The organism is Brachybacterium sp. SW0106-09 (assembly GCF_001293905.1).
In the GTDB taxonomy this organism is placed as follows: domain Bacteria; phylum Actinomycetota; class Actinomycetes; order Actinomycetales; family Dermabacteraceae; genus Brachybacterium; species Brachybacterium conglomeratum.
This window is the reverse complement of record NZ_BCAK01000011.1, coordinates 24763-48017: the sequence shown is the minus strand read 5'-3', so window position 1 is coordinate 48017 and position 23255 is coordinate 24763. Positions and strand designations below refer to the sequence as shown.

The following is a 23255-nucleotide window of genomic DNA, read 5'->3' as shown; positions in this document are numbered from 1 at the left end:
CCCGACGACCGGTGCCCGTCGAAGAAGGGCGACTCCCTGTCGTGCTCCTTGCCCGCTGGGCATCACCTGCCACACGCGAAGTGCGTGCACACCCCCAGCCTCACGGAGCACCGCTTCTACACGTGGTGGGGCCTCTGCCACGAGCAAGTGATCGACCGGGACGGCATGTTCGCCCCATGCGACCGCACTGCCACCACCACCTGTACTGATCCCGAGGACGGGCACGAGTACCCCGTCTGCCACATGCACCGCACCCGATCCCCCGAAGGAGCATGACCATGACCGACAAGACCCTCGGCGCGTACACGCGCACGACTCCCGACCCCGACGAGACCACTGGCGAGGCACTGGCCCGGCTGCAGGCCGAGATGACGCGGCTGCTGGACGAGGCGGACGCGGAGCTGCTGGACGAGGCGGACGGCGGTGTCGCGGCGGCGCTGATCGAGCAGGAGGCCGAGGAATCCGACGCCGCCCCCGAGGACGCCCGCCAGTACCTCGCGGCACGGGACGAGCAGCAGCGCCTGGGCCGCATCGTCCAGGACGTCGCCGACGGGGACGGGCACACCACCCAGGTCTACGGCGTGAAGATCGCCCCCTGCGACACGTACGGCAGCACCCGCGACGAGGCCGCGCTGCAGCTCCAGCTGGACCGGGCCGTCGCGGATCGTGACAAGGCCGAGCGGGAGCGGGACGAGGCGCGGGCCACGAAGGACATGCACAAGCGGCGCGCCGACAAGGAGCGTGCCCGTGCGGAGAAGGCTGAGCAGGAGCGGGACGAGATGCGCGACGCCTGGGAGGGCGCGATCGAGGCCGTCAAGGAGGCGGACGCGCTCATCAACTCGCTCCGAGCCGCCGAGTCCCGCCCCCTCACCCCGGCCGCGATGACAGCCCGCGAGCATCTTGAAGCCGCGATGAAGGGTGGGCTGACCCGCGAGGACATCCCCAACGACATGTGCGACCGCCTCGTCGCATCCCGCGCCGACACGGTCCGTCGGCCCACCGCCCCCGGTGACGAGTACCCCCGACGTGGGGTGCGCGACGATCTGCTCGCCGCGCTGACCGAACCCCCTGCACGCCCCGAAGGAGCCGAGGATGTGGCCGTGCGCCTGTTCCAGGCCGGAACGGCGGTCGGCGTCGAGATGACGGAGGCGCAGCGGGACGCGCTCGCGGACCACCTCGCAGCCATGCGCGTCCGTGTCGTCGGAGAGGACGGTGCGGCATGAAGCGCCGAGCGGGCGTCTGGAAGGGCGCGTCGGGTCGATGGTGGGTCGACGTGCGGCGCGCCGAGGACTGGGATCCCGAGCAGGGCATCGCCCAGCAGGGAGGGGCGGTCCTCAACCCTCGGCACCCGGGGTGCGCCACCCACGCTGAGGCTCTCGCGCACGCCCTGGCCGAGGTCGGCCTGGACCGGCCCATAGAGCACCGGGAGGCACCGTGACCAGCTGGACCCGCACCGACGAGAACGGCCACCGGCTGCGCTTCACCACCACGCCCGACGCACGCGGGAACGTCACTCTCACCCGCGAGGAAGCCGACGGCCTGCTTCGGATGGGCGGATGGAAGCCCGAGGTCGGCCTCACCGAGAAGGAGACGAACCGATGACCACCGACAACTTCACCGAGGCCACACGCGCAGAAGCCGAACGGCGCTACATCGAGAACGATCCCGACTACCCGGACCGGGAGACAGCAATCGCTCGCACGGCAGCTTTCGCAGTCGGTGCCGTGTGGGCGCGTACTCACCTCGCCGCGCAGGAACCGACCGACGGCGAAGTCCTGGCGGCGCTCAACGCGCAGGGCGTCGTCGTGTCCCCGAAGATGCACCCCGCCCCGTCGCTGGACTACTGGGGCGACAAGCCTGCGGAGGCCATGCGCGCCGCTCTGTCCGCCGCTCGTGCCGCCCGACGAGACGAGGGGAAGCGATGAGCGAGTGCGTCGTGGAGCCCGTGACAGTCGCGGTCGGGTACGACGGCCCGATCACTGATCTTATGTGCCTGACCTGCGAAGCTCCCGCCCCTAACGGCCGGTGCAGTGCGACGGGGCGGGGCATCGACGAGGACCACCCTCACCACCTGATCAACACCCGCCTACGGGAGGAGAAGCGATGACCACCGACACCACCGCGATACAGGAACGCATCGCACGCGTCCTGAACGATGAGGGCTGGACGTTCGAGGGCGTCCACGAGCCTGGCGATTACGACGAGTGCGAGGACTGCCGACTCACGGTCGCTCCCATCGCGTCCAGGATCGCGCAGGGGATCGCCGCCGAGGTGCAGGCAGCGAAAGCCGAAGCGCTCAGGAAGATCGCGCCGCACCTGAACGACAGCGGGGACGAGAGTTTCCTGCTCGCCGCCGCCACCGAGTACGAGACGAGGAGTGCCGATGAGCACCGATGAGTACGTGCCGAGCGACGAGGACGCCGCCGACAACTACGTGTTCGGGCGCGGGAGCGAAGATCCGGGGCTCTCCCTTCCTGAGCTACGCGCCGAGTACGGGCCGGAGTTCGACCGTTTCCTCGCCAGTGTCCGCCGAGACGCCGCACGGGAAGCACTCGACGGGCTGACCAAGCACGCCACCGCCCTCGCCGAGGATGGCAACGCTGAAAGCTTCCGAAGCCACTGGTGGACCGTGGCCGGGCTCGCCGAGGGCTACCGCGACACCCACTACCCCGAGGGGGCGGAACATGGCTGAGCAGCCCACCCGAGACCAGCTACGAGCAGCCGCACTACGGGAGGATGCCAAGGAGCACCAGCCCGACAATCACGGACCCGGCAGATGCGGGGACCCGGAGTGCTTCACCACGTGCGTCGTGGACGGCTGCGAATGGCCCTGCGAGACCGCATGGCTCAGGGACCAGCTCGGCCAGGCCGAGGCTGAGCTGGATTCCTGGATGGCCCGCGCCTACGAAGCCGAGAAGAGGGCATGGCAGGCAGAGGCGCGGATCAAGGCCGCGCGGGACATGTGCGACGACTACTCCCACACGGCCATCTGGGGCGACAAGGAGCGCATCGCAACCTCCGACATCCGCCGCGCGCTGGAAAGTGTTCCCCCGTCCGGGCAGTAGTCACACTTCCGCGACGAACTGTGCGCCTCCCGGCCGTTCGTCATCCCGCCCGGACATGATGAAGCCCCCACCAGCAGAAGGAGCACCATGATCAGCAGCCGACGGAGCATCGTCCTCGAGGGCATCGAGAACTGCAAGTCCGCCACCGCGAAGGCGATCCACGCCCGCGACTCCACCACCGACCCCGTGATTCGCGAGCTCGCCGAGGCAGTCCGGTTCCTGTCGTTCGGCGCCCAGCAGATCGGCCTCGGGATCGCCGACGAGGGACGCGTGGACGACCTCCCCTTCACCTGACCCCACCCCTCCAAGGGCCCTCACCACTCCGCGTGGTGGGGGCCCTTCCTCATGCCCGAAAGGACCCCCATGCAAGAACTCGTCATCCGGCTCGGGAAGCCCGAGTGGTACTCCCTCAACGACCGGATCCACCACTACAAGCGAGCCCGCATCGCGAAAGCCGTCCGCGGCAAGGCAGCGATGCTCGCCCGCGCCCACCTGGCGCCCGTCACCGGGCCGTGCACCGTCACCGCCCACATCGCCTACCCCCGCAACGGCCGCGCCGACCCCCACAACGCCGCCGTCGTGAAGCACATCCTCGACGGCCTCACCGACGCCGGCATCTGGGCAGACGACGACTCCACCCACATCCCCGCCGTCGCGTACCGCCGGGACCCCGCGACCGGCACGACCGGACTGTGGCAGGTCCGGCTCACCATCACCCCCACAACATGAACGGAGGGCCCGTGGCCAAGCTCAAGGGGCAGCTGTTCGCACGCCTCGCCCTGGACTACGCCGACCACCCCAAGGTCGTGTCCCTCAGCGACGCCGCGTTCCGCGCCCACGTCGAGATGATCCTCTACGCGCGCCGGTACGAGACCGATGGGCGGATCCCGAAGCGCCTCGCGGAAACCCGGTGGGGAACCGAGTCGGTTTCCGAACTGCTCGGGAACGACCCCGACGCCCCCTCGCTCGTCGAGCAGCCGAGCGGGGACTACCTCCTGTACGGCTACGCCGACATGCAGGAGACGAGGGAGGAGATCGCGGCGAGACGCCAGGTCAACGCGCAGAACGGGAGAAAGGGAGGCCGTCCCCGAAAAACCCAGTCGGTTTCCGAACCGGTTACCGACTCGGGTACCCGGAAGAAAGCAGAGACAGAGACAGAGACAGAGACAGAACACTCTTCTACGAAGAGTGTGGGCGCCAAGCGCGCCCGCGCACTCCCCGACGACTGGACGCCCACCGAGGAGCATCGAGCCCTCGCCGCCGAGAGAGGCGTCGACTGCGACTTCGAAGCGATGCAGATGCGCGACTGGGCCGCAGGCAAGGGCGAGACCGGCAAGGACTGGGACGCCCGCTTCCGCAACTGGCTCCGCAAGGCCCGCCCCGAACAGTCCCGTCAACAACGACCGAACCGCGAGGTCGACTCACGCGACTCGCTCGTCCAAGCCCACTTCGACATGCAACAGATGGGAGCACCCTCATGAACGACCCCACCCCGATCGGATCCGCCCTCGACACCATCGACCAGCCCGCCACCGAGATCGTCACCGCCCCTGACGGGACCCGCGCCGCGATCCAGTGGCAGGGCACCGCCGTCACCGGCGAGTGGATCACCGCATACGTCGAGTCGCTGATCCTCGCCCGCCTCGTGGAGCAGTGGCAGCCCCGCACCGGCACCGCCGAGCAGCAGGACAAGGTCCGGCACGCGAACCGTGACCGGCTGATGCTGTGGCACCAGGCTCTCGCCGGCCTCCCCCGCGAGGGGCTCGAGGCCGCGCGCGAGTACTTCGTCCGTCAGGGCCCGCGGACGGAGCGATGGTTCCTCCGCCCGTCGGATGTGTCGTCGTGGGTTCGTGCGCGTGCGGCCCGGAAGATCCCGGTCGGGAAGGAGTGCGGGAAGCACTCCGATCAGTGGGCGCACGACTGCCGGAAGTGCTCAACACCCCTCTCCCCGGATGAGGCGCGGGCACGCATCGCGCAGATCCGCGCCACCCTCGCCCAGCGAAAGGACACCCCGTGAACGCCGAGACCGCCCTCGAGAAGCTGCGAGACGCGGTCCAGGACTGGGTCCGCGCCGACACCGAAGACCCCGACCGCATTGTCACCGCGTTCGTGATCTCCACCGAGACGGTCACCATCCACGACCACGACTCGAACTACGTCGACATGGCTGGCATCGGCTCCTGGGCGGTCCGCGTCGGCCTCGCCCACATCCTCACCAACGACCTCGCAGAGGGAGACGACGAATGACCATCCTGTACCGCCCCGTCCTGATCGAGTCCGTCGAGCAGGCCGAAGCGCTGCCCGGCGGCACCGTGGCGATCTGCAAGAACCACTACGCCCGCGAGAAGGTTGGTCCCGTCTCCTGGATCGCGCCGTGGGGGACGGTTCGCCACCGCGACGCGATGGTCGGCTGGACGGCTCTCGTGCCCATCGAAGCCGAGGAGGAGTGGAAGACCCTCCACGAGGGCGCATGGCACCTCAAAGCCGACGAGGACGACGCCCGGAACGACCCCACCGCGTACGGCATCCGCCGCCGCTACACCACCGACTGGGAGGAGACCCCGTGACCTCGTTCGAACTCATCGGCACCATGCGCGACCGCCTCGAGGACATCCGCCAGAAACACGAGGTGACCTGCTAGAATGAGTGCACAACTGAAAGCGCCCCCGGCAGCGCGCCAACGCTGTAACCCGGGGGCTGACCACTATCAAGGAGTGGCTCCGATGAACTCTACCTGCTCGTTCCCCGGGTGCGACAAGCCGATCAAGTCCCGCAAGGACATGCTCTGCGGGTCCCACTACGCACAGAAGCGCAGAGGCAAGCCCCTCGCCCCGCTGAGGAAGCCCATCTACGTCTGCACCGTCGAAGGGTGCGACAACCCGCACAGCTACGGCGGGCACTGCAAGGGGCACGCCAACCGCCTGGAGCGGACCGGTGACGTGCAGGCACACATCCCCCTCGCCACGAAGCGCCCCGGCGCTGTCTGCGACATCAACGGGTGCGGACAGCCTCACTACGCCAACGGGTACTGCGCGGGCCACAAGAGCCGCGTCTCCCGCCTCGGTGACCCGATGGCCGACAAGCCGCTCCAGGCGCGGTACACCGACCCCGAGGAGGCATTCGCCGCACGGACCCAGCCCGACGGCGACTGCCTGGTGTGGACCGGCCCGCTCGAGCACAACGGATACGGGACGATCCAGCGGAACGGGATCCGCATCAAGTCCCACCGCTACGCCTGGGAGCGCGCCAACGGGCCAATCCCCCGCGGCATGTACGTGGACCACATCTGCTGGAACCGTGCCTGTGTGAAGGCGGAGCACCTGCGCCTCGCCACTCCTGCACAGAACTCCGCGAACCTGTCAACGACAGGGCGGGCGAGCGAAGCCACCCCCGTGCGCAACGTTCGCCGGTCCGGCGACCGGTGGGAAGTCCGTGTCGGAGCAGGCGGCGACCACGTCGGCTACTTCGACACCTTCGAAGAAGCACAGCAGGCAGCAGAGCAAGCCCGGATCGATCGCTTCGGCGACTACGCAGGAAGGTGACATCGTGACGATCGACGTCCAGCACGCCCAGAAGGTCATCGCCCAAGCCGAGGAGGCGTGGTTCATCCTCCAAGGTATGGCCCGCGCCCAGACCTCCGGCCCCCAGGGCCCAAAGGTCACGACCAGCAACACCCCGGGAACTCCCCTGAACCTCACGATGCACGACCTCGCCGTCGACATCGCGGCCACTCTCCAGGAGCTCGCCCTCGACCTCGCCGAAGCGACCGGCGAATGGCCCGACGGGCTCGACGCCACCGGTGCCGCCGCGTACGCCCGGAAGTGGGTGGAGCGCATCATCGGCCACGAGGGGCGCGAGGACGTCCTCCGCACCCTCTCCGAGCATGTTCAGCGCGCAACAGCCGTCCTCGGTATGCACCCCCGCCGCACCCGCGTCCCCGAACCGTGCGAGTGCGGAAGCGAGCAGTTCGTCTACCACGAGCACGTCGCGTACGTCCGCTGCAAGGGCGGGCACCTCGCATCCCTCGCCGACCACGCCTACGCCGCCGGCGCAGGACACTTCACCATCGGGCAGGCCGCGAGGATCCTCGGCATCTCCGACCGGACCGTCGGCCGGCTCCTCGAGCGGGGAGACCTGTGGGGCGCCAGAGGGTCCGGCGGCCGGAGGGGCTACGTCGATGCCGCGTCGGTGACCGCATTCCATCGCGGACTTGCGCACCCGGCCCATGCCGGATAGTCTCTGACTGAATGGAGAAACTGTCCCCTCACGGGGGCACGCACACGAAGCCTCGACCCTCACGGGCCGGGGCTTCTCTCGTGTGCTCACTCCGGCCCCGCCACTCACCGAAGCGCACTGCGGCCGAAGATCAAAGACCGGGACCCGACGACGACGCGACAGCCCGTGTCCCCCGGCACCCCATCTGTCCGGGGAGGGTCGCACCCACCGGGCACCAGGACACCCCATGCCGGACGAGCTGCCCGGGCCTCAGGTCCACTCGCGCTCGTGTCCGACGTCCTGAAATCGCGGGTCGCACCCGTACCGCCCCAGTCGTGTCGCCATAGGCGTGCCGCTGGGGCACTCGCCTTCCTAGCTCAGCAGGCAGAGCACCTGGCTTCCACCCAGGCGGCGCGGGTTCGAACCCCGCGGGAGGCTCGAGCGGTGACGTTAACTGGCCCCGGCGGTATGCGCGCGGACAAGCCGAGCTGTGGACACGCAGCAACCTCTCCCGCGTCCTACCCCGAGTCCGAGCACACCCGCTCCTCGGGCCGCGCACGCAGGAAGACCCAACGCACACCCATGGGGAACCTCGCCGTGCGCAACCCGCCGCCCCGGCCACCGAGACAAGTGGACCGGGGCCGGCGGGCACCAATCAACCGCCGTGCTGCTTGCGCGCGTCACGGACCCACTTGCGAATCTCCGAATCGCTCGGGGTGAACCCAGCCTTTCTCCACTGCTGCTTCACCTTCGACACCGCAGCCGATTCCGACCCGTCCAACGGAATCTCAATCTCCTTCGGGATCCCGCTCGTCAGATCCTTCTGCAGCTTCCGCATGTCAGAGGGCTTGCCAAGGTCGTACTTCTTCGTCATCACCATCACCCCCTCCCCTCGTCTGCTCGAACAGTACGAGACGGCACCCACATCCCATGCAAGAACCGAGAAGGTGGTGATCCCATGCAGTGCAAGGCGCATCGTCGCAACGGTGAGCAGTGCGGGAATCACGCCATCAAGGGTGCTGAGGTGTGCCGGATGCATGGCGGGTCGATCCCCGCGGTGAAGGCGAAGGCCGCGCAGCGCGTCGCGGAGGAGAAGGCGGCTGCGAAGATGCGCCTGTTCGCCGCTCCGGTCGAGATCGACCCCGCGCAGGCCCTCCTCGAGCTCGTCCAGTGGACGGCCGGTGAGGTCCGGTACTGGCGTGCCGAGGTCGCTCGGATCGCCGAGGACGACGTCGAGTCCCTGACGTGGGGACAGACGAAGACCGAGGAGGGTGTCGGGGTCGGCGAGGACGGCGGCTACATGTCGAAGACCGTCGAGGAAGCCGTGCCCCCGGTCGCGTACCGGATGCTGAACGAAGCCTCGGGCCGCCTCGCGAAGTACGCCGCCGCCGCGCTCCGTGCCGGCGTCGAGGAGCGCCGCGTGAAGCTCGCCGAAGACCAGGGTTCCGCTGTCGCTGGCGCGATCCGTCGCATCCTCGAACGTCTCGACCTCCTAGAGTGGCAGGCCGAGCTCGTCCCCACCATCGTCCCCGAGGAGCTGCGGGCACTGAGCGCGGGGGTGTGACGTGACGGTCCTGGACTGGGCCGAGCACGCGGCGAAGCTGTTCGAACCGTCCCCGTCGGCGAAGTACCTCCGTGACCCGGCACTGTGGGCTGAGGACAAGCTCGGCGTTCACCTGTGGAGCAAGCAGCGGGCGATCTTCGAGTCCGTCACCACCAACCGTCGCACCGCGGTGAAGTCCTGCCACGGTGCCGGCAAGTCGTTCTCGGCGGGTGCGCTCGCGGCATGGTGGATCGACACGCACCCACCCGGTGAGGCGATCGTCGTGTCCACCGCCCCGACCTACAAGCAGGTCCACGCGGTGCTCTGGGAGGAGATCCGGAAGCAGCACCGCAAGGGCGGACTCGACGGCACCGTCACCCTCGACGACGAGTGGAAGGTCGGCGACATCCTCGTCGGCATGGGCCGCAAGCCCGCCGACCACGACGCGCACGGCTTCCAGGGCATCCACCGCCGCTACGTCCTCGTCCTCCTCGACGAAGCCTGCGGCATCCCCGCCCCGCTGTGGGATGCGGTCGAGGCGATCACCACGAACGATGATGCGCGGATCCTCGCGATCGGGAACCCGGACGACCCGAACACCCAGTTCGGCACCGTCTGCGGGCCCGGGTCGGGATGGAACGTCCTGCAGATCAGCAGCTTCGACACCCCGAACCTGTCCGGCGAGTGGGTGCCCGAGTACATGCGGCCCCTCCTCCCCTCCCGCGAGTGGGTCGACGACGCTGCGAAGCGGTGGGGTGAGGACTCCCCCGTCTACAAGGCGAAGGTCCTCGGCGAGTTCCCCGACGCGTCCGAGAACACGCTCATCCGGCCCGACTGGATCCTCGCCGCCCAGCAGCGCACGCTGCCCGCGATCGGGGAACGCACCCTCGGCGTGGACGTTGCCCGGTACGGCACCGACCAGACCGTCATCATCGCCCGCGCCGGCGACCACGCCCGCGTCCTCAACACTTGGCAGGGCCAGGCCACCACCGCCACCACCGGCCAGGTGATCCACGCTCAGCAGACCCACATCGCGGACGCGATCAACGTCGACGGTGTCGGTGTCGGTGGCGGTGTCGTGGACATGCTCACCGAGCAGGGCTACCCGGTGCAGGACATGCAGGCAGGGTCCGCCGCCCGCGATACCGGGAAGTTCGCGAACGCGCGAGCGGAATGGTTCTGGGGACTCAGGGAGCGGTTCGAGCAGGGCGACATCGACATCGACCCGAACGATGACGAGCTCGCGACCCAGCTCGGCCAGATCCGGTTCGAGTACACGTCCCGCGGACAGATCAAGATCGAATCGAAGGACGACATGCTCAAGCGCGGCGTTACCTCCCCCGACCGGGCTGACGCTCTCGCGCTCGCGTACGCGATCCCGAAGCACTACAAGACCCCGTCGCGCATCCACTGAGAGGAGCCGCAATGCCTGTTGCTGACGTCCTCGAGGCGGTGCAGGACCACATCGACCGCGCCCCGACCTATGACCTGTTCCGCGACTACGAGGAAGGCCGGCACAAGTACCCGTACGCGTCCCGCGGGTTCCGAGATAACTTCGGCTGGATCCTGTCGCAGGCCCGCGCGAACGCCTGCTACACGGTCCGCGCGAACTTCACGGACCTCGTGGAGATCCAGGCGTGGTCCGGCGCTGGCGCGGTCAAGGCGCAGCAGTACGCCGACACCAGCGACCTCGACATGGTCCTCGACCTCACGATCAACGAGGCGTGGCGGTGCGGGGACGGGTACATCCTGGTGTGGCCGGACGAGGACGGGAACCTCCGCCCCTGGTACCACCGCGCCGATCAGGTCGCTTTCAAGCGCGACCCTGGCAACCCGGACCGGTTCCTGTGGGTCGCGAAGCTGTGGATCGACGCCGACGACTATGGCCGCGTGAACGTGTACTACGAGGACCGGGTCGAGCGGTGGGAGTCGCGGTACAAGATCCGCACCGCCCGCAACGGTGCAGCCTCGTGGCGGACCGACGCCGGCGGCTACGTGCTCTCGGAGGACGAGGACGGCCCCGAGGTCACCTACGCGCAGGCCGGCGTGCCTGGGATGCCGTGGGAGCACATCCCCTTCGACGCTCAGACTCAGGGCGGGCACGGCCGATCCATCCTCCGGGACGTGGTCCCGATGCAGGACGGCTTGAACCATGCCGTGCACGCGATCATCGTGAACACGGAGCAGTACGCTGCCCCGCTCCGTGCTCTGCTGAACTACGTCGCTGCGAAGGAGATCGACCCCCTCACGGGCCGTCAGCGAGAGGTGGAGTTCAAGGTCGACCCGACCCGGAAGTCGATCTACGCGTTCGAGGGCGAGCACGGGCAGCTTGTCCAGCTCGACCCCCCGGACGCGAAGAACATCCTCGAGGTGAAGCGGGACTGGCACGCCGACATCGCGAACACCGTCGGCGTGCCCGTCTCGGACATCGTCCCGGACCTGGGGAACATCCCCTCGGGTGCGGCGCTGCGTGTCCTCGCGGCACGACGTACCGCGACGGTCCGGTCGTTCAACCGGTCGATCCGGGGCCGGATCGCGAACGTCATGGCGCTCCTCGGCATCGCGGAGGCGTTCCCGGAGTTCACAGATCCCGCACCGACGGACGAGACGGAGCAGTGGACCCTCGCCGAGGCGCGGGACCGGCTCGGGTTCCCCCTCGGGGAGAACCTGCGTGCGATGGGCTGGGATCAGGACGACATCGACCGGGTCCTGGGCGCGCAGGCGGGTGAGGAGGCGACGATCGGTCGCGCCGCCCGTACCGCGTTCGAGCAGGGCCAGGTGACGGCCCCGGACGAGCCGTGACCGTCAACCGGGAGACCCTGCGGATCGACGAGGAGCTCGACCGGCTCCTCGCGACGAACCTCGACGAGCATGAGGCGCTGCTCGTCGCGGCGTTCGCTGACGTGCTGCGCGTGACCCGGCAGGAGGCCGAGGCAATCGCGTCCGCGATGATCTCCGCGGCGGAGGAAGGCCGGTCCGTGTCCGGGCTCGCGCTGCGGAACGAGCGGGTCCTGCGGGGCCTGCGAGCGATCCGGGAAGCGATCGAGCGGGCCATCGCGACGTCCCTCGCCGGCGTGACGGTGTCGCGTAGCGCGGAGGCCGCATCGGGTGGGGCGCGGGACATGATCGCCGCGCAGCTGACCGGTGCTCGTCGCGCCGAGCTGCAGGCCGCTGTCGTCGCCGCGTCCCCAGCACAGGTGACCGCGATCGTGGAGCGGACGACGCAACGGATCGTCTCTCAGTCGATGCCGCTCGGTGCCGAGGCGGAACGGGTGATGCGTCGCGAGATCCGGCGCGGCATCGCCGTCGGCGAGAACCCCCGGCAGGTGGCTCGCCGGATGGTGCGGTCCCTCGAGGACGCATCGGACCTCGCCCTGTCCCGCGCGATGACCATCGCGAGGACGGAGCAGATCGACGCCCACCGCTCTGCCGCCCAGGCCGCGGAGGAAGCGAACACGGACGTGCTCGCGGGGTGGGAGTGGCAGGCACACGCCGATGAGCGGCTCTGCCCGGCCTGCCTGTCCATGCACGGCACCCGCTACGACACCGAGACCCCGGGCCCGCTCGGGCATCCGAACTGCCGCTGCTCCCGTGTCCCCGTCACGAAGACGTGGGAGGAGCTGGGGTTCCCCGGCATGCGGGAGCGGAAGCCGGCCGGCGAGTCCCGCGACGACATCCTCGACGGCATGTCCGACGACGACATGCGCAGGATGCTCGGCGCCCGCGGCTATACGGCGTGGAAGGCCGGGAAGTACCCGGTCGAGAAGTGGGCGATCCGCCGATCGAGCGATGGGTGGCGGGACTCGTTCCAGGTGCGGCGCCCGCCGGCCTAGACGGGCTCGGCCTCGTCAGGGTTCGCGACCAGCACCCCACCGCACAGCACGCATCGGTACGAGCGCCACAGACCCCAGTCGTCGAGGTGCGCGCTCGTCATTCTCCACGCATGGCCCGGGCACTCGCCCGGTCCATCGTTCGCGTCGTCATCCGTGCCCATTGCGGGCCGTCCTCGTGCATGACGACCACCTTAGACCTCCCTGGACCGCAACGGACCAGGACCAACCCGAAACGGGAGCATCACATGTCCACCACCCCACGAGCCCTCAAGGCTCTCCCCCACGGCATCGACATCACCGCGCCCGGTGGGATCGAGCGTCTGCTCGACTTCCACCGCGTCTCGTTCGGTGATGCGCAGATGAACGCGAACGGAGAGGAGGGCGGCGACCCGGACCCCGGAACGGAGACCCCGGACCCGCCGGCCGAGACCCCGGATCCGCCGAAGCCCAAGCCGACCGAAACGGTCGACTTCTGGAAGGGCAAGGCCCGCGAGCAGGAGAAGCGCGCCAAGGAGAACGCTGACGCCGCGAAGCGGCTCGCCGAGCTCGAGGGCGCGTCGAAGGAACAGGCCAGCAAGGTCGACGAGCGCGACGCGCAGATCGCCCAGCAGGACACCGAGCTCGCCACCCTCCGTGCCGAGAACGTCGTCCTCCGCATCGCCGCACAGGCCGGCGCCGCGGACCCCGACGACCTCCTCGACTCGAAGCGGTTCACCGACTCCCTCGCCGGCATCGACGCGACCGACCGCGACGCGGTCAAGGCCCACGTCGAGAAGTTCGTGGAGGACAACCCGCGGTACGCCGCACAGCCCGGCCGTGTGCCGGGAGCGCGGGACGCCGCGTGGAGCGGCCGCAACGGCACCCCGGACGCCTCCGCGAACGCGAAGCCCGGAGCGGCCCGCATGGCCGCAGCGCTCGAGCAGCAGTACACCAACCCCAAGAACTGAGCCGTCACAGGGCGGCGAACACCCAGAAAGGAAGCGTGATCGGCAATGGCCGTCACTCTCGCTCAGGCCGCCGCCCTCGAGGCGGATCCCGTCCGTCGGGGTGCTCTCGAGGAGGCGGTGAACGTGTCCCTCGTGTGGGACCGTCTCCCCTTCGAGAACATCCAGGGCAACGCGTACGCGTACGACAAGGACAAGGTGCTCCCCGGCACCGGCTTCCGTACCGTCAACGAGGCGTACGTCGAGTCGACCGGTGTCATCAACCAGGACACCGAGCGTCTCGTGATCCTCGGTGGCGACGCGGACGTCGACAAGTTCATCGAGTCGACGATGCAGTCCAGCCGTGGCGTGCTCATGGCGGACCAGATCCGCATGAAGCTCGAGTCCGCGCAGGCCACCTTCACGGACACCATGTTCAACGGTGACGTGGCCGTGGACCCGAAGAGCTTCGACGGGCTGCGGAAGCGTCTCGTCGGCTCCCAGGTCATCGACTCGGAGGCGCCGGCGAACACCGAGGCGTTCCTCGACGAGCTCGACGCCCTGTTCGGCTCCGTGTCCGGTGGTCCCGACGTGGTCTACGCCCCGTCGGAGGTCATCGCTCGTCTCAAGTCGCTGGGCCGCAAGGTCGGCGGTGCGGAGTACATCAACTCCGAGATCACCGGCAAGCGCGAGTTCACCTGGAACGGTGTCGCGTTCCTCGACCCGGGCGAGCACTGGTCCGGCCGGAAGATCCTCGGCTACGACGCGACCAACGGCGGCGACGTGTACGCGGTCAAGCTCGCGTCCGGGCTCGGCACCACCGGCGTCCTCGGCCTCACCAACGGTGGGCTGCAGGCGTACTCCCTCGGCGAGCTGCAGGAGAAGCCGGCGTACCGCACCCGGATCGACTTCTACACCGGCTTCGCGGTGCAGGGCGGGAAGGCCGCTGCCCGTCTCCGCGCGGTGAAGACCGCCGCCTGACCACCCCAGGGCGGCAGGGCATGACGTCCTGCCGCCCGCCAGCCTTGAAGGAGGCATCACATGGCACGCACTCCCGCTCCGAAGACCACCCGGCTGTCGTCCGACGTGACGAAGCCGCAGCCCACCGATCCCGGGGACGCTCCTGCGGACACCTACGACTCGAAGGAGCGCGCCACCTCGGCCCGCGCCGACAAGGCCGCTGCCGCGGCCGCGGGTCACCAGACCGTGAACGCGGTCGTGAAGTCCGGTGACGTCCCGGACCCGGCTCCGACCGGTACCCGCTCCGAGACGTACGAGCGTGTCGGCCCGGACGGATCCACGAAGTACGTGACCCACAACTACGACACCGGCGAGACCACGGTGTCGGACACGCCGCCGGCTGGCTGATCGAGGGGGTGATCGGGCGTGACGTTCACGGATGAAGAGGAACTCCGGGCATGGCTCGGTGCGACGGCTGCCGTGGACGTCGCGCCCACCCTCACGGGACAGCAGGTCCGGGAAGCACTCAACGCGTCGCGGATCGTGGACTCGGAGGGCCGGGCGCCGGTCGATCCCGGCTGGGTGCCGACGTGGAACGGCTACTACGCGGCGCACCTGCTGTTCAGGCAGAAGGCGACCCTGGCCGTGGTCACGAAGGTCGCCGGCGTGCAGTCGTTCTCCTCCGAGGGGTCCTCGGTGACCCGGACGGAGGGCGCGTCGGCGGAGCAGTTCCGGGCGCTTGCTCAGGAGTACCTCGACCTCGCGTTCCCGTCGGGTCCGGTGCAGGTGATCGACCTCGGTCCCGCGATCGGTCCTGTGCCGCGCAGCGCGTTCGAGGGGGTGACCCCGGATGTTGACCCCTGGCGAGCTTGACCAGATGCGTGAGGATCAGCGGTCGCTGTTGTTCGACTCGGTCGAGGTGGACCGGAAGACCGGCACGGCCTGGTCGGAGGAGCTGCAGAAGACCGTCGACGTGTACTCGCCGGTCTACGCCGGCGCTGCCCGGGTCGCTCTCCCGCACGGCACCCCGATCGTCACCACCTCCGGTGAGCTCGTCACCCCGCGCACCGCGCTCGTCACCATCCCGTGGGGCAACACCCCGCGCGAAGGGGACAGGGTGCGGGTGATCGGGCCGCGTGCCGGGGTGCCGGAGTACGTGTGGGTCCAGGCGATCGAGGCGAGCGCGATCCCGACGGCGTGCCGGATGGCGTGTGGTGCCCAGTGAGTGGCGACGCGATCCGTCGTGTCGCCGCGGACCTCACCAGGCAGGCCGCGACGATCCAGCCCCGCGCCTCCCAGGTGGTGCGGAAGGTCGCTCTGGACACGGAGGCGGACGCGAAGGCGCTCGCCCCCGTCGACACCGGCAACCTCCGCGGTTCGATCACCACGGCGGTGCAGGGCGACGGGCTGCGTGCCGCTGTCGTCGCCACCGCTTCCTACGCGCACTGGGTCGAGTCCGGGACGTCCCGCATGGCGCCGCAGCCGTTCATGGGCCCCGCCACCGACCGGAACGCACCGAAGTTCCGGGAGGCGATGGCACGACTCGCTGAGGGGGACTGATGTTGATCTTCTACCTGTCCCTGCTCGCAGTGCGACCGCGCGGGCGTCAGGAGACGCTCTACGAGGCGGTCACGCGTCGGGCTGAGCAGCACCTCCGCGACCTCGCTGCCCTCCGCGAGGAAGCATCCGGGACATTTCTTCCATGACGCCCCCGTTCTCGAAGGGGTGGCGCAAGTAGTCACCCTTGCTGAGCGGCCAGCCCACACAGGCTCCGTACTCCTCGACCAAGACCGCGCCGAGGCTTCCGTCGTGGTCGTTGCAGACGGTTACGGAGAGCATCGCGGGCGTGAATGCCTGTTCGGGCACCTCAGCCTTGCCCTGCTCAGGGAAGAAGTCATCCAGTGAGGTGTCCTCGGAGTAAGCCCGTGTCACTTCCGCGGTCACCTCCGCATCTCCGGGAGCGCCGCAGTAGAAGCACTTCCGAGGTGACTTCTCGAGCTCCCTATATAAGGCGGTCTCGACGTACCGATTCACGGAGACACCGAGCCGCTGCGCATCTTCGGTGATGGCCGTCCAGAGGTCGTCGTACATGCGGATTCCGCGGGGCTTCTTAGTCGTCATGAACCCAACGATAGCACATGCGCTATCGCTAGCGCTATCGGAGGTTGGAATGGCGTCTCTGACCGCATGGCACAACGAGGTCCAACGCACCCTCAACGGCGCGTTGCCGACCCAGTTCGGGCCCGCCGACACCCTCCCCACCGAGGGCGGGTCTGTGGCCCAGTGCTGCGTCCTGTGGCCCACCACAGGCACGGAGCAGTCCCGCAACGGGTCCCCCGTCCACCAGCGCACCGACTCGGTCCTGGCGGTGTTCGTCGGGGCGACGGTGCTGGACGCTCTCGCCGCTGTCGGGAAGGGCCGGAAGGCCCTCGAGGGGGCGCGCCTCACCGCCTCCACCCGCAACGGCGGCAGGGTCCGTGAGGGCGGGTTCACGGGCGCTCAGCCCATCCCGGAGCCGGGCACGGATCCCGTCCGTGTCTCGCTCTCGATCCAGTTCGACGCGATCAGCAAGGAGCCCCGATGAGGCCCATGGACGTCGTCCGCGCCCGCCACAAGGACACCGGCGACCACTACACCACCACCCGCCACCTCGCCGACAAGCGCGGCGACCGGATCCTCGAAGACCGCCCGGCCGTCGACGAGCACGGCCGGTGGCTCCCCCCACTCCCCCACAAGAACATCCAGCCCGTCCGTGACGCCCACGGACGGTTCGCCCCCGTCGCAGACGCGCCCGGGGACACCGACCAGCCCGTCACGGGCGAGGAGGAAGCATGAGCACCACCGCCATCCCCGGGATCGTCGCCGCCGGCCGCCAGCCCGCCTGGGCGATCGACGTCGCCAACCTGACCGACATCACCGACGACACCACCAGCATCCCCCTGCCCGCCGTCACCGGCGGGCAGAAGCTGGACTGCTACTACGACTTCGGTGGTCTGACCCTGGACCGCACCGCGAACACCCGCTCCCGGCAGCGGGCCTGCCAGAAGGTCGCGGAGGAGATCAAGATCGGCGAGACCATCGCCGGCACCCTCACCATCGTGTGGGACCAGCAGAAGCTGAACTCCGCCGACCCGGAGGACGCCGCGATCAACGCCGCGTACAAGGCCCTCCCCGAGGGTGGCGAGGTGTTCCTGTTCATCGCTCACGGCTGGGACCAGGACGTCGCTCCGGACGCGACCACGGTCGGTGACCTGTGGCGTGTGCGTGTCTCCCAGATCGCGCACCTCATGGCCGCGTCCGCGGAGGAGGACATCATGGCCCGCGCCGACCTGGCCGGGTCGCTGTTCGTCCCGAACGTGACCCTCACCGCCGCCTGACCTACGGGTCTCCCCCAATCGTGCGCCGCCCCTGGTCGGGGGATCTAGGGGCGGCGCACCATCCCCCATCATCCCCCAGGAGAACACCGTGGTCACTCGACCTACTGCCACCGTCACCATCACGATCGATGCGCACTCGGACCTTGTCGCTGAGGCCGCGGCACTGCGCGCCGAGGAGAAGCGTCTCGCGCTCGCGGCCGCCCGCACCGGCGACGACATCGACCCCCGCGCCGACGAGGTCCAGGCCCGCCTCGCCGAGCTCGAGCAGCACATCGCCGAGGGCCAGATCCACGTCCGCGTCCGCACCCTCGGGCACGGCCAGTACCGGAACCTCCTCAAGAACCACCCCCCGAAGCCCGACGACGAGATCGACGCCAAGTTCGGCTACGACGTGGACACGTTCGGTGCCGCGCTGATCCGCGCCGTCACCGTGAACGCTGTCGACCACGCCGGCGGCCTCGTCGACCTCGACCTCGACGCCCTCCTCGACGACGACGAGGGCGTCTCCCCGTTCGACTTCGAGCAGTGGTTCCGCACCGCCCTCGCCCTGCAGACCCAGGGCGGGAACCGGGTCCCTCTGCTGCGCGCCTCCTGAATGACTCCCCCGCCCTCCTGATGGAGGCGAGGACGGCGCGCGACTACGGGATGCCGATGTCCGTCTGGGATGAGGCGGACGAGAACGACCGCGACTGGGCTCTGGCCGTCGCGGCGAAGGACGCCGGCAGGTGCCCGATCTGTGGCGGGGACGACCCGGCGGGACTCTGCCAGAACCCCGCCTACCAGCACGCGTGGGAAGTGACGATCAGCCGCTGCTACAAGCAGCGCGCCGTCCTCATGGCGATGGAGCGGTTCAAGAACGACCCCTACGTCTCCACGTTCGTCCCCCACCCGTCCCTGAACCCCGCGAAGGCGAAGAACATGTAGGAGGCACCGGGTGGCTGATCAGACTGTCCGCACGATCTACGAGGCCGTCGTCAACCGGGCCCAGCGCGGCCTGACCGACCTCGCACGCGACACGAACAAGGCCGCGGACGCGGCGGACAAGCTCGACGCCGCCCTCGAGCAGACCGGCAAGCGCGACGTCAAGCCGCAGATCGACCTCGACATCGCCGACGCAGAGGCGGAAGTGCGGAAGCTGTCCGCCGAGCTGAAGAAGCTCGAGGACAACCCCGTCGACCCCGTGATCCGTGCCGACGTCGCGAAGTCCGAGGCCGAGATCGCGCGGCTCCGCACCGAGATCGAGCGGCTCGAGGACATCGACCCGCAGATCCAGATCGACGCGGAGATCGACGAGGCCGAGACCCGCCTCGACGCGGTGCGGGAGAACCTCCGCGATCTCGAGGCGATGGACGCGACCCCCGAGGTGAACGTCCAGATCGACAAGGCCGAGGCCGAGATCGAGTCCCTCCTCGGGAAGATCGACGACCTCGAGTCGACCGACGCGGAGGCGACCGTCCGCGCCGACGTGGAGCAGGCCGAAGCCCAGATCGAGGGGCTCGAGCGTCGCATCGACTACATGAACCGGCTCGAGGCCGAGGCGACGCTGAACGTCTCCATCGACCAGGCCCGCTCCGACCTCGACACTGCCGAGTCGAAGCTCAAGGCCCTGCAGGGCGCGAAGGCCGAGATGGTCGTGACCGTCGACGCGAACGACGCTGAGGAGTCCCTCGAGGGGCTCGGCGACGCGGCAGAGGACGCCGGCGATGACGCTGGCGCCCGGGCGGGCCGGTCCCTCCTCGCGGGCCTGAACTCCACCCCCGTGGTGGGTGCGATCGCGGGCCTCGTCGCCGCCGTCGGCGGTTACGTCGCGTCCGGTGTGGTCGGTGCGGTGCTCGAGTCCGTGCGTCAGCAGGACGTGTTCGGTGCCCGCACAGGTCTCGACGAGGCGACGGCACGGAAGTTCGGTGCCGCCGCCGGGCTCGCTTACACCAACGCGTGGGGCGACAGCATCGAGGCGAACATGGGCACGGCCACGGCCGCGCTCGAGAACGCTCTCGTGCTCCCCGACTCGACGGGCCGCGAGATCCAGGCCGTGATCGAGCAGCTGTCCGCCGTGTCGGAGATCCTCGGCGTGGACGTGTCCGAAGCCGCCGAGGCCGCAGGCAGCATGATCAAGAACGGCCTCGCCGCGAACGCGGAAGAGGCGTTCGACGTCATCATCCGCGGGCAGCAGGAGGGCCTGAACAGGTCCGAGGACTGGATCGACACGCTCCGCGAGTACGGCGCGATGTTCGAGTCCGTGGGCCTGTCCGGTGCGGAGGCCGGGGGTCTGATCGAGCAGGCGATGGACGCCGGCGCCCGCAACTCCGATGTCGCCGCGGATGCGCTCAAGGAGTTCTCCATCCGGGCGCAGGACGACTCGAAGACGACCCGCGCCGCGTTCGAGGGTATGGGTCTCGATGCCGACGAGATGGGCAAGAAGTTCGCCGCCGGTGGCGACGACGCGAAGAAGGGCCTCGACACGGTCCTCGACGGCCTCCGCGGCATCGAGGACCCCATGGCCCGCAACGCCGCCGGCGTGGCCCTGTTCGGCACCATGTGGGAGGACATGGGCAACGGCGCCGGCGTCCTCGCGATGGACCTCGACGACCTCGGCGACTCGTGGGTCAACGTCGGAGACACGACCGAAGACGCGATGCAGCGCATGTCTGACAACTCCGCGACCGCGCTCGAGTCCGCGAAGCGAACCGTCACCACCGCGGCAACGAACCTCCTCGGCGGGCTCGCCGTCGCGCTCGAGGAACCGATCGCTGAGGCGACCGGGTACATCTCGGACAACACGGCCGAGATCGTCGGGTTCCTGATCGACGTCGGCGAGGCGTTCTTCGACGTCGCCCGCGCCGCGGTCGAGTTCGGTGCCCAGACCATCGAGGCACTCGGTGACGTCGTCGGCGGGGTGAACGGGATCATCGAGGGTATCGGGTTCGGTGTGGAGGCGATCGGTCTCGCGACCGGTGACCTCGAGCTCGCCGCGCTGGGTCAGGACATCCAGGACGCCGCGGACGACATGCAGACGTTCGCCGACAACTCCGACGACATGGCCAACACGATCCGGGGCACGGCCCTGCCCGCGATCGACGAGGCGGAGCAGAAGTTCCTCGACTTCGCCGGTCCGGTCGAGATGCAGGCGAGGCTGAACGACGCGATCAACGGCATGGCCGCGGACCTCGACAGCTTCGTCGCGCACGTCGACTCTCTCCCCGGCGGGACGATCACCATCAACGGTGACACCACCGGTGGTGAGGAAGCGATGAACACCCTCATCGAGGAGGTCGCGAACTCTGACGGGACCCTCACGATCAACGGTGAGACGGTCCAGGCTGAGGACGCGGTCGGGCGTGTCATGGCGCTCGCGGACGAGGGTACGGAGATCACGGTCACCGCGAACACGGCCCCGGCGGAGGGTGATGTGCAGCAGTTCCGAGGCGGCGTCGGTGACAATCCCGCGGACGTCACGGTCGGGGCGGACACTTCCACTGCTGAGGAAGATGTCCACGTCTTCGGGTCGCAGGTTGGGGATGTGCCGGCGACGGTGATCATCAACGCGGACACGTACTACGGCGAGGACCAGCTGCGGAAGTTCCAGGGCGCGGTCAACGAGGCTGGCGGCACGGTCACCATCAATGGGGAGACCCTGAACGGTGAGCAGGCTCTGGCCGCACTGGTGCAGGAGGTCAACGCGGGGCAGGGGTACGTCGACATCAACGGAACCCCCGTGAACGCGGAGGCGGCTCTGCTGCAGCTGACCGACCACATCAACAACAGTGGTGGCACGGTCGACATCGACGGCAACAAGGTCCCCGCCCAGCTCAAGACCGGCGAGGTCAAGCGGCAGATCGACGGGACCGAGGGCGTCGTCGACATCGAGGGTGACAACTCGGGTGCGAACCGTGCCACGGACTCCGCGAAGCGGAAGGCCGACGGGACGACGGGCACGATCGACGTCGATGCGAACACGTCAGGGGCCAACTCCGACATCAACCACACGGCCCGGAACCGGTCCTCGCGGATCACCGCTGACGCCACCACCTGGACGGCGGAGAACCAGCTGAACTGGTTGGCCCGAAACCGGACGTCCACCATCACGGTGCGCACGAACGGTCCGGGCGGTGGCACGCGGGCACAGCTCGCCTACGCGAACGGTGGCCGGATCGCGTCGGGCCTCGCCTCTGGCGGGACCGTCGGTGATGGGTACGGGATGGTCCCTGCCCCCTACCCGGGACCGGGGATCGACAACGTCCTGTGGCCGCTCAAGGGCGCTGCGACGGGGAGGTGGCTGGACCAGCCCCTCGCCGGTGGGGAATGGGTCATCAACCCTGTCTCCTCGGCGCAGCACAACGCGACGCTGGCTGCGATCAACGCGGGCGCCACGAGAGCGGAACTCGCCGCATCCCTCGGCGGGGGCCGAGTCAGCGGTGCACCCTCCGTCACCAACCACTTCCACGAGGTCGGCGGCGAGGCGGCGGAGATCTCCGCAACCCGCGTCCTCAACCGTGTCGTCGGCTCACTGAGGGGGTCCTGATGGAGTACCTGTCCGTGAACGGCCTGGACCTCACCGCGGACCGGTGGGGGCTCGAGCTGACAGACGGCTGGTGGGACACCCCGGGCAGTGAGGTCGAGTCCGTGTCCCGTCTGGGGCATGGCGACTTCGCCGCCCGGGGCCGATGGGCGGGGCGGGTCGTCGTCGCGTCCGGGCTCGCGACCGCGAAGGACCATGCGGAGCTCGAGTGGATGCGGAACGCGCTCACGGCCGCGGCCCCGGACGGGGGCACGTTCCCCGTCTGGGGCCGGCACACCGGCGAGAACATCGGCGGCGACTTCCAGCTGATCGACCGGGTCGAGTTCAAGCCCCTCGGCCCGGTGACGGCGTCGTGGCAGATCTCGATGCACTCCGAGGACGCGTTCCTGTACTCGGCGTGGCGTGAGTCGACGCTACAGCCCGTCGGGGCGGGGGTGGGGTTCGAGTTCGCGCCCTTCTCCCGCGGGGGCGTGATCACGTTCGGGTCTGCGGTCAGCACGGATGAGTGGGTGTGGAACGAGGGCAACGCCTGGTCCGCACCGCAGTTCGTGGTGACTGCGAACTCGCCTGGGTTCGCGGTGAGCGTCGGCGACAAGCGGGTCACGTACCCGTGGCCGACGTTCATGGACATCCCGATCACGGTCGACATGGCCGGCGCGGTCCTCGTCGGCGGCGTCGACCAGTCTCACCTCCTCGGTGAGCGGCGCTGGGGCCTGGTCCCGCCCGGAGAGATCGAGTCCGTGCGCTTCGAATTCCTGAACGGCGGGACCGGCTGGGCGACTGTCCGCCACCGCGACACCAACATCTGAGAGGAGCACGT

The 23255-nt window shown here is 69.2% G+C and carries 35 protein-coding genes and 1 tRNA gene; 34 read left to right on the top strand and 2 right to left on the bottom strand.

Annotation, left to right across the window (positions count from 1 at the left end; translation table 11 throughout):
- Nucleotides 1–84: 84 nt before the first annotated feature.
- From Y09_RS17175 to Y09_RS06545, 17 genes are all read left to right on the top strand, one after another.
- Nucleotides 85–276 (top strand): hypothetical protein, encoded by a 192-nt coding sequence (locus tag Y09_RS17175; RefSeq protein ID WP_148639564.1) that lies wholly within the window; start codon nt 85–87, stop codon nt 274–276.
- 2 nt (nt 277–278) lie between these two features.
- Complete coding sequence (locus Y09_RS06620) at nt 279–1223, top strand: hypothetical protein (protein WP_053917026.1); 945 nt, start codon at nt 279–281, stop codon at nt 1221–1223.
- Nucleotides 1220–1438, top strand: a complete 219-nt coding sequence (locus tag Y09_RS06615; RefSeq protein ID WP_053917025.1) for a hypothetical protein — start codon at nt 1220–1222, stop codon at nt 1436–1438. The genes Y09_RS06620 and Y09_RS06615 overlap by 4 nt, the downstream gene beginning before the upstream one ends.
- Nucleotides 1435–1602 (top strand): hypothetical protein, encoded by a 168-nt coding sequence (locus Y09_RS17485; RefSeq protein WP_159419639.1) that lies wholly within the window; start codon nt 1435–1437, stop codon nt 1600–1602. The genes Y09_RS06615 and Y09_RS17485 overlap by 4 nt, the downstream gene beginning before the upstream one ends.
- The gene (locus Y09_RS06610; RefSeq protein ID WP_053917024.1) at nt 1599–1925 is read left to right on the top strand and encodes a hypothetical protein; all 327 of its coding nucleotides are present in this window, start codon (nt 1599–1601) and stop codon (nt 1923–1925) included. The genes Y09_RS17485 and Y09_RS06610 overlap by 4 nt, the downstream gene beginning before the upstream one ends.
- Nucleotides 1926–2103: 178 nt before the next feature.
- A complete protein-coding gene (locus Y09_RS06600; RefSeq protein ID WP_053917022.1) occupies nt 2104–2397 on the top strand; it encodes a hypothetical protein in 294 nt (97 codons plus the stop codon).
- Nucleotides 2384–2692, top strand: coding sequence for a hypothetical protein (locus tag Y09_RS06595; RefSeq protein WP_053917021.1), 309 nt, complete (start codon nt 2384–2386; stop codon nt 2690–2692). The genes Y09_RS06600 and Y09_RS06595 overlap by 14 nt, the downstream gene beginning before the upstream one ends.
- Nucleotides 2685–3065: a hypothetical protein gene (locus Y09_RS06590; RefSeq protein WP_053917020.1), complete on the top strand. Its 381-nt coding sequence runs from the start codon at nt 2685–2687 to the stop codon at nt 3063–3065. Before Y09_RS06595 ends, Y09_RS06590 begins: the two co-directional genes overlap by 8 nt.
- 87 nt (nt 3066–3152) lie before the next feature.
- The gene (locus Y09_RS06585) at nt 3153–3359 is read left to right on the top strand and encodes a hypothetical protein (protein ID WP_053917019.1); all 207 of its coding nucleotides are present in this window, start codon (nt 3153–3155) and stop codon (nt 3357–3359) included.
- Between the two features lie 69 nt (nt 3360–3428).
- The gene (locus Y09_RS06580) at nt 3429–3794 is read left to right on the top strand and encodes a hypothetical protein (RefSeq protein ID WP_053917018.1); all 366 of its coding nucleotides are present in this window, start codon (nt 3429–3431) and stop codon (nt 3792–3794) included.
- 11 nt (nt 3795–3805) lie between these two features.
- Nucleotides 3806–4546: a hypothetical protein gene (locus Y09_RS06575; RefSeq protein WP_053917017.1), complete on the top strand. Its 741-nt coding sequence runs from the start codon at nt 3806–3808 to the stop codon at nt 4544–4546.
- Entirely contained in the window at nt 4543–5082 is a 540-nt protein-coding gene (locus tag Y09_RS06570) for a hypothetical protein (RefSeq protein ID WP_053917016.1), read from the top strand. Before Y09_RS06575 ends, Y09_RS06570 begins: the two co-directional genes overlap by 4 nt.
- Nucleotides 5079–5312: a hypothetical protein gene (locus Y09_RS06565; RefSeq protein WP_053917015.1), complete on the top strand. Its 234-nt coding sequence runs from the start codon at nt 5079–5081 to the stop codon at nt 5310–5312. The genes Y09_RS06570 and Y09_RS06565 overlap by 4 nt, the downstream gene beginning before the upstream one ends.
- Nucleotides 5309–5632 carry a hypothetical protein gene (locus Y09_RS06560; protein WP_053917014.1) on the top strand — a complete coding sequence of 108 codons (324 nt, stop codon included), beginning with the start codon at nt 5309–5311 and terminating at the stop codon, nt 5630–5632. The genes Y09_RS06565 and Y09_RS06560 overlap by 4 nt, the downstream gene beginning before the upstream one ends.
- 156 nt (nt 5633–5788) lie before the next feature.
- A complete protein-coding gene (locus Y09_RS17660; RefSeq protein WP_053917013.1) occupies nt 5789–6607 on the top strand; it encodes an HNH endonuclease signature motif containing protein in 819 nt (272 codons plus the stop codon).
- 4 nt (nt 6608–6611) lie between these two features.
- A complete protein-coding gene (locus Y09_RS06550; RefSeq protein ID WP_053917012.1) occupies nt 6612–7301 on the top strand; it encodes a helix-turn-helix domain-containing protein in 690 nt (229 codons plus the stop codon).
- 345 nt (nt 7302–7646) lie between these two features.
- Nucleotides 7647–7718: transfer RNA gene (locus tag Y09_RS06545), tRNA-Gly, on the top strand.
- A gap of 217 nt (nt 7719–7935) precedes the next feature.
- Here the strand turns inward: Y09_RS06545 and Y09_RS17165 are convergent.
- On the bottom strand, nt 7936–8286 hold the full coding sequence (locus Y09_RS17165) for a hypothetical protein (RefSeq protein WP_148639563.1): 351 nt from the start codon (nt 8284–8286) through the stop codon (nt 7936–7938).
- A 27-nt stretch (nt 8287–8313) separates the two neighbouring features.
- On the opposite strand from Y09_RS17165, the gene Y09_RS06535 reads away from it, so the two are divergent.
- The 10 genes from Y09_RS06535 to Y09_RS06490 all read left to right on the top strand — a co-directional run bounded on the left by Y09_RS06535 (nt 8314) and on the right by Y09_RS06490 (nt 16099).
- Entirely contained in the window at nt 8314–8844 is a 531-nt protein-coding gene (locus Y09_RS06535) for a hypothetical protein (protein WP_053917010.1), read from the top strand.
- Nucleotide 8845: 1 nt separating this feature from the next.
- Complete coding sequence (locus Y09_RS06530; RefSeq protein ID WP_053917009.1) at nt 8846–10237, top strand: hypothetical protein; 1392 nt, start codon at nt 8846–8848, stop codon at nt 10235–10237.
- An 11-nt stretch (nt 10238–10248) separates the two neighbouring features.
- Nucleotides 10249–11625 carry a phage portal protein gene (locus Y09_RS06525; RefSeq protein WP_053917008.1) on the top strand — a complete coding sequence of 459 codons (1377 nt, stop codon included), beginning with the start codon at nt 10249–10251 and terminating at the stop codon, nt 11623–11625.
- Nucleotides 11622–12656, top strand: coding sequence for a phage minor head protein (locus Y09_RS06520; RefSeq protein WP_053917007.1), 1035 nt, complete (start codon nt 11622–11624; stop codon nt 12654–12656). Before Y09_RS06525 ends, Y09_RS06520 begins: the two co-directional genes overlap by 4 nt.
- Nucleotides 12657–12901: 245 nt before the next feature.
- Nucleotides 12902–13603, top strand: coding sequence for a hypothetical protein (locus Y09_RS06515; RefSeq protein WP_053917006.1), 702 nt, complete (start codon nt 12902–12904; stop codon nt 13601–13603).
- Nucleotides 13604–13648: 45 nt separating this feature from the next.
- Nucleotides 13649–14560, top strand: coding sequence for a major capsid protein (locus Y09_RS06510; protein WP_053917005.1), 912 nt, complete (start codon nt 13649–13651; stop codon nt 14558–14560).
- Between the two features lie 60 nt (nt 14561–14620).
- Entirely contained in the window at nt 14621–14947 is a 327-nt protein-coding gene (locus Y09_RS06505; RefSeq protein ID WP_053917004.1) for a hypothetical protein, read from the top strand.
- A gap of 72 nt (nt 14948–15019) precedes the next feature.
- Nucleotides 15020–15412, top strand: coding sequence for a hypothetical protein (locus tag Y09_RS06500; RefSeq protein WP_148639562.1), 393 nt, complete (start codon nt 15020–15022; stop codon nt 15410–15412).
- A 4-nt stretch (nt 15413–15416) separates the two neighbouring features.
- Entirely contained in the window at nt 15417–15764 is a 348-nt protein-coding gene (locus Y09_RS06495) for a DUF6093 family protein (RefSeq protein ID WP_148639561.1), read from the top strand.
- Nucleotides 15761–16099 carry an HK97-gp10 family putative phage morphogenesis protein gene (locus Y09_RS06490; protein ID WP_053917001.1) on the top strand — a complete coding sequence of 113 codons (339 nt, stop codon included), beginning with the start codon at nt 15761–15763 and terminating at the stop codon, nt 16097–16099. Before Y09_RS06495 ends, Y09_RS06490 begins: the two co-directional genes overlap by 4 nt.
- 69 nt (nt 16100–16168) lie before the next feature.
- Here the strand turns inward: Y09_RS06490 and Y09_RS06485 are convergent, their stop codons facing one another.
- On the bottom strand, nt 16169–16660 hold the full coding sequence (locus tag Y09_RS06485; protein WP_148639560.1) for a hypothetical protein: 492 nt from the start codon (nt 16658–16660) through the stop codon (nt 16169–16171).
- 49 nt (nt 16661–16709) lie between these two features.
- On the opposite strand from Y09_RS06485, the gene Y09_RS06480 reads away from it, so the two are divergent.
- The 7 genes from Y09_RS06480 (at nt 16710) to Y09_RS06450 (ending at nt 23244) form a co-directional block, all read left to right on the top strand.
- Nucleotides 16710–17123, top strand: a complete 414-nt coding sequence (locus Y09_RS06480; RefSeq protein WP_053916999.1) for a hypothetical protein — start codon at nt 16710–16712, stop codon at nt 17121–17123.
- On the top strand, nt 17120–17374 hold the full coding sequence (locus Y09_RS06475) for a hypothetical protein (RefSeq protein ID WP_148639559.1): 255 nt from the start codon (nt 17120–17122) through the stop codon (nt 17372–17374). The genes Y09_RS06480 and Y09_RS06475 overlap by 4 nt, the downstream gene beginning before the upstream one ends.
- On the top strand, nt 17371–17916 hold the full coding sequence (locus Y09_RS06470) for a hypothetical protein (protein ID WP_053916997.1): 546 nt from the start codon (nt 17371–17373) through the stop codon (nt 17914–17916). The genes Y09_RS06475 and Y09_RS06470 overlap by 4 nt, the downstream gene beginning before the upstream one ends.
- 88 nt (nt 17917–18004) lie before the next feature.
- Entirely contained in the window at nt 18005–18511 is a 507-nt protein-coding gene (locus Y09_RS06465) for a hypothetical protein (protein WP_053916996.1), read from the top strand.
- Nucleotides 18512–18567: 56 nt separating this feature from the next.
- The gene (locus Y09_RS06460) at nt 18568–18840 is read left to right on the top strand and encodes a hypothetical protein (RefSeq protein ID WP_148639558.1); all 273 of its coding nucleotides are present in this window, start codon (nt 18568–18570) and stop codon (nt 18838–18840) included.
- A 10-nt stretch (nt 18841–18850) separates the two neighbouring features.
- Nucleotides 18851–22438 carry a phage tail tape measure protein gene (locus Y09_RS17480; protein WP_053916994.1) on the top strand — a complete coding sequence of 1196 codons (3588 nt, stop codon included), beginning with the start codon at nt 18851–18853 and terminating at the stop codon, nt 22436–22438.
- Nucleotides 22438–23244 carry a hypothetical protein gene (locus Y09_RS06450; protein ID WP_053916993.1) on the top strand — a complete coding sequence of 269 codons (807 nt, stop codon included), beginning with the start codon at nt 22438–22440 and terminating at the stop codon, nt 23242–23244. Before Y09_RS17480 ends, Y09_RS06450 begins: the two co-directional genes overlap by 1 nt.
- Nucleotides 23245–23255 lie beyond the last annotated feature (11 nt).

Coding starts and splice junctions, on each gene's coding strand:
- Y09_RS06460 (WP_148639558.1), top strand. CDS start 18,568: ATGTCCGTCTGGGATGAGGCGGACGAGAACGACCGCGACTGGGCTCTG.
- Y09_RS06525 (WP_053917008.1), top strand. CDS start 10,249: ATGCCTGTTGCTGACGTCCTCGAGGCGGTGCAGGACCACATCGACCGC.
- Y09_RS06610 (WP_053917024.1), top strand. CDS start 1,599: ATGACCACCGACAACTTCACCGAGGCCACACGCGCAGAAGCCGAACGG.
- Y09_RS06485 (WP_148639560.1), bottom strand. CDS start 16,660: ATGACGACTAAGAAGCCCCGCGGAATCCGCATGTACGACGACCTCTGG.
- Y09_RS06475 (WP_148639559.1), top strand. CDS start 17,120: ATGAGGCCCATGGACGTCGTCCGCGCCCGCCACAAGGACACCGGCGAC.
- Y09_RS06585 (WP_053917019.1), top strand. CDS start 3,153: ATGATCAGCAGCCGACGGAGCATCGTCCTCGAGGGCATCGAGAACTGC.
- Y09_RS06615 (WP_053917025.1), top strand. CDS start 1,220: ATGAAGCGCCGAGCGGGCGTCTGGAAGGGCGCGTCGGGTCGATGGTGG.
- Y09_RS06480 (WP_053916999.1), top strand. CDS start 16,710: ATGGCGTCTCTGACCGCATGGCACAACGAGGTCCAACGCACCCTCAAC.
- Y09_RS06600 (WP_053917022.1), top strand. CDS start 2,104: ATGACCACCGACACCACCGCGATACAGGAACGCATCGCACGCGTCCTG.
- Y09_RS06510 (WP_053917005.1), top strand. CDS start 13,649: ATGGCCGTCACTCTCGCTCAGGCCGCCGCCCTCGAGGCGGATCCCGTC.
- Y09_RS06515 (WP_053917006.1), top strand. CDS start 12,902: ATGTCCACCACCCCACGAGCCCTCAAGGCTCTCCCCCACGGCATCGAC.
- Y09_RS06595 (WP_053917021.1), top strand. CDS start 2,384: ATGAGCACCGATGAGTACGTGCCGAGCGACGAGGACGCCGCCGACAAC.
- Y09_RS06470 (WP_053916997.1), top strand. CDS start 17,371: ATGAGCACCACCGCCATCCCCGGGATCGTCGCCGCCGGCCGCCAGCCC.
- Y09_RS06620 (WP_053917026.1), top strand. CDS start 279: ATGACCGACAAGACCCTCGGCGCGTACACGCGCACGACTCCCGACCCC.
- Y09_RS06560 (WP_053917014.1), top strand. CDS start 5,309: ATGACCATCCTGTACCGCCCCGTCCTGATCGAGTCCGTCGAGCAGGCC.
- Y09_RS06590 (WP_053917020.1), top strand. CDS start 2,685: ATGGCTGAGCAGCCCACCCGAGACCAGCTACGAGCAGCCGCACTACGG.
- Y09_RS17660 (WP_053917013.1), top strand. CDS start 5,789: ATGAACTCTACCTGCTCGTTCCCCGGGTGCGACAAGCCGATCAAGTCC.
- Y09_RS06570 (WP_053917016.1), top strand. CDS start 4,543: ATGAACGACCCCACCCCGATCGGATCCGCCCTCGACACCATCGACCAG.
- Y09_RS06450 (WP_053916993.1), top strand. CDS start 22,438: ATGGAGTACCTGTCCGTGAACGGCCTGGACCTCACCGCGGACCGGTGG.
- Y09_RS06505 (WP_053917004.1), top strand. CDS start 14,621: ATGGCACGCACTCCCGCTCCGAAGACCACCCGGCTGTCGTCCGACGTG.
- Y09_RS06495 (WP_148639561.1), top strand. CDS start 15,417: ATGCGTGAGGATCAGCGGTCGCTGTTGTTCGACTCGGTCGAGGTGGAC.
- Y09_RS06535 (WP_053917010.1), top strand. CDS start 8,314: ATGCATGGCGGGTCGATCCCCGCGGTGAAGGCGAAGGCCGCGCAGCGC.
- Y09_RS06580 (WP_053917018.1), top strand. CDS start 3,429: ATGCAAGAACTCGTCATCCGGCTCGGGAAGCCCGAGTGGTACTCCCTC.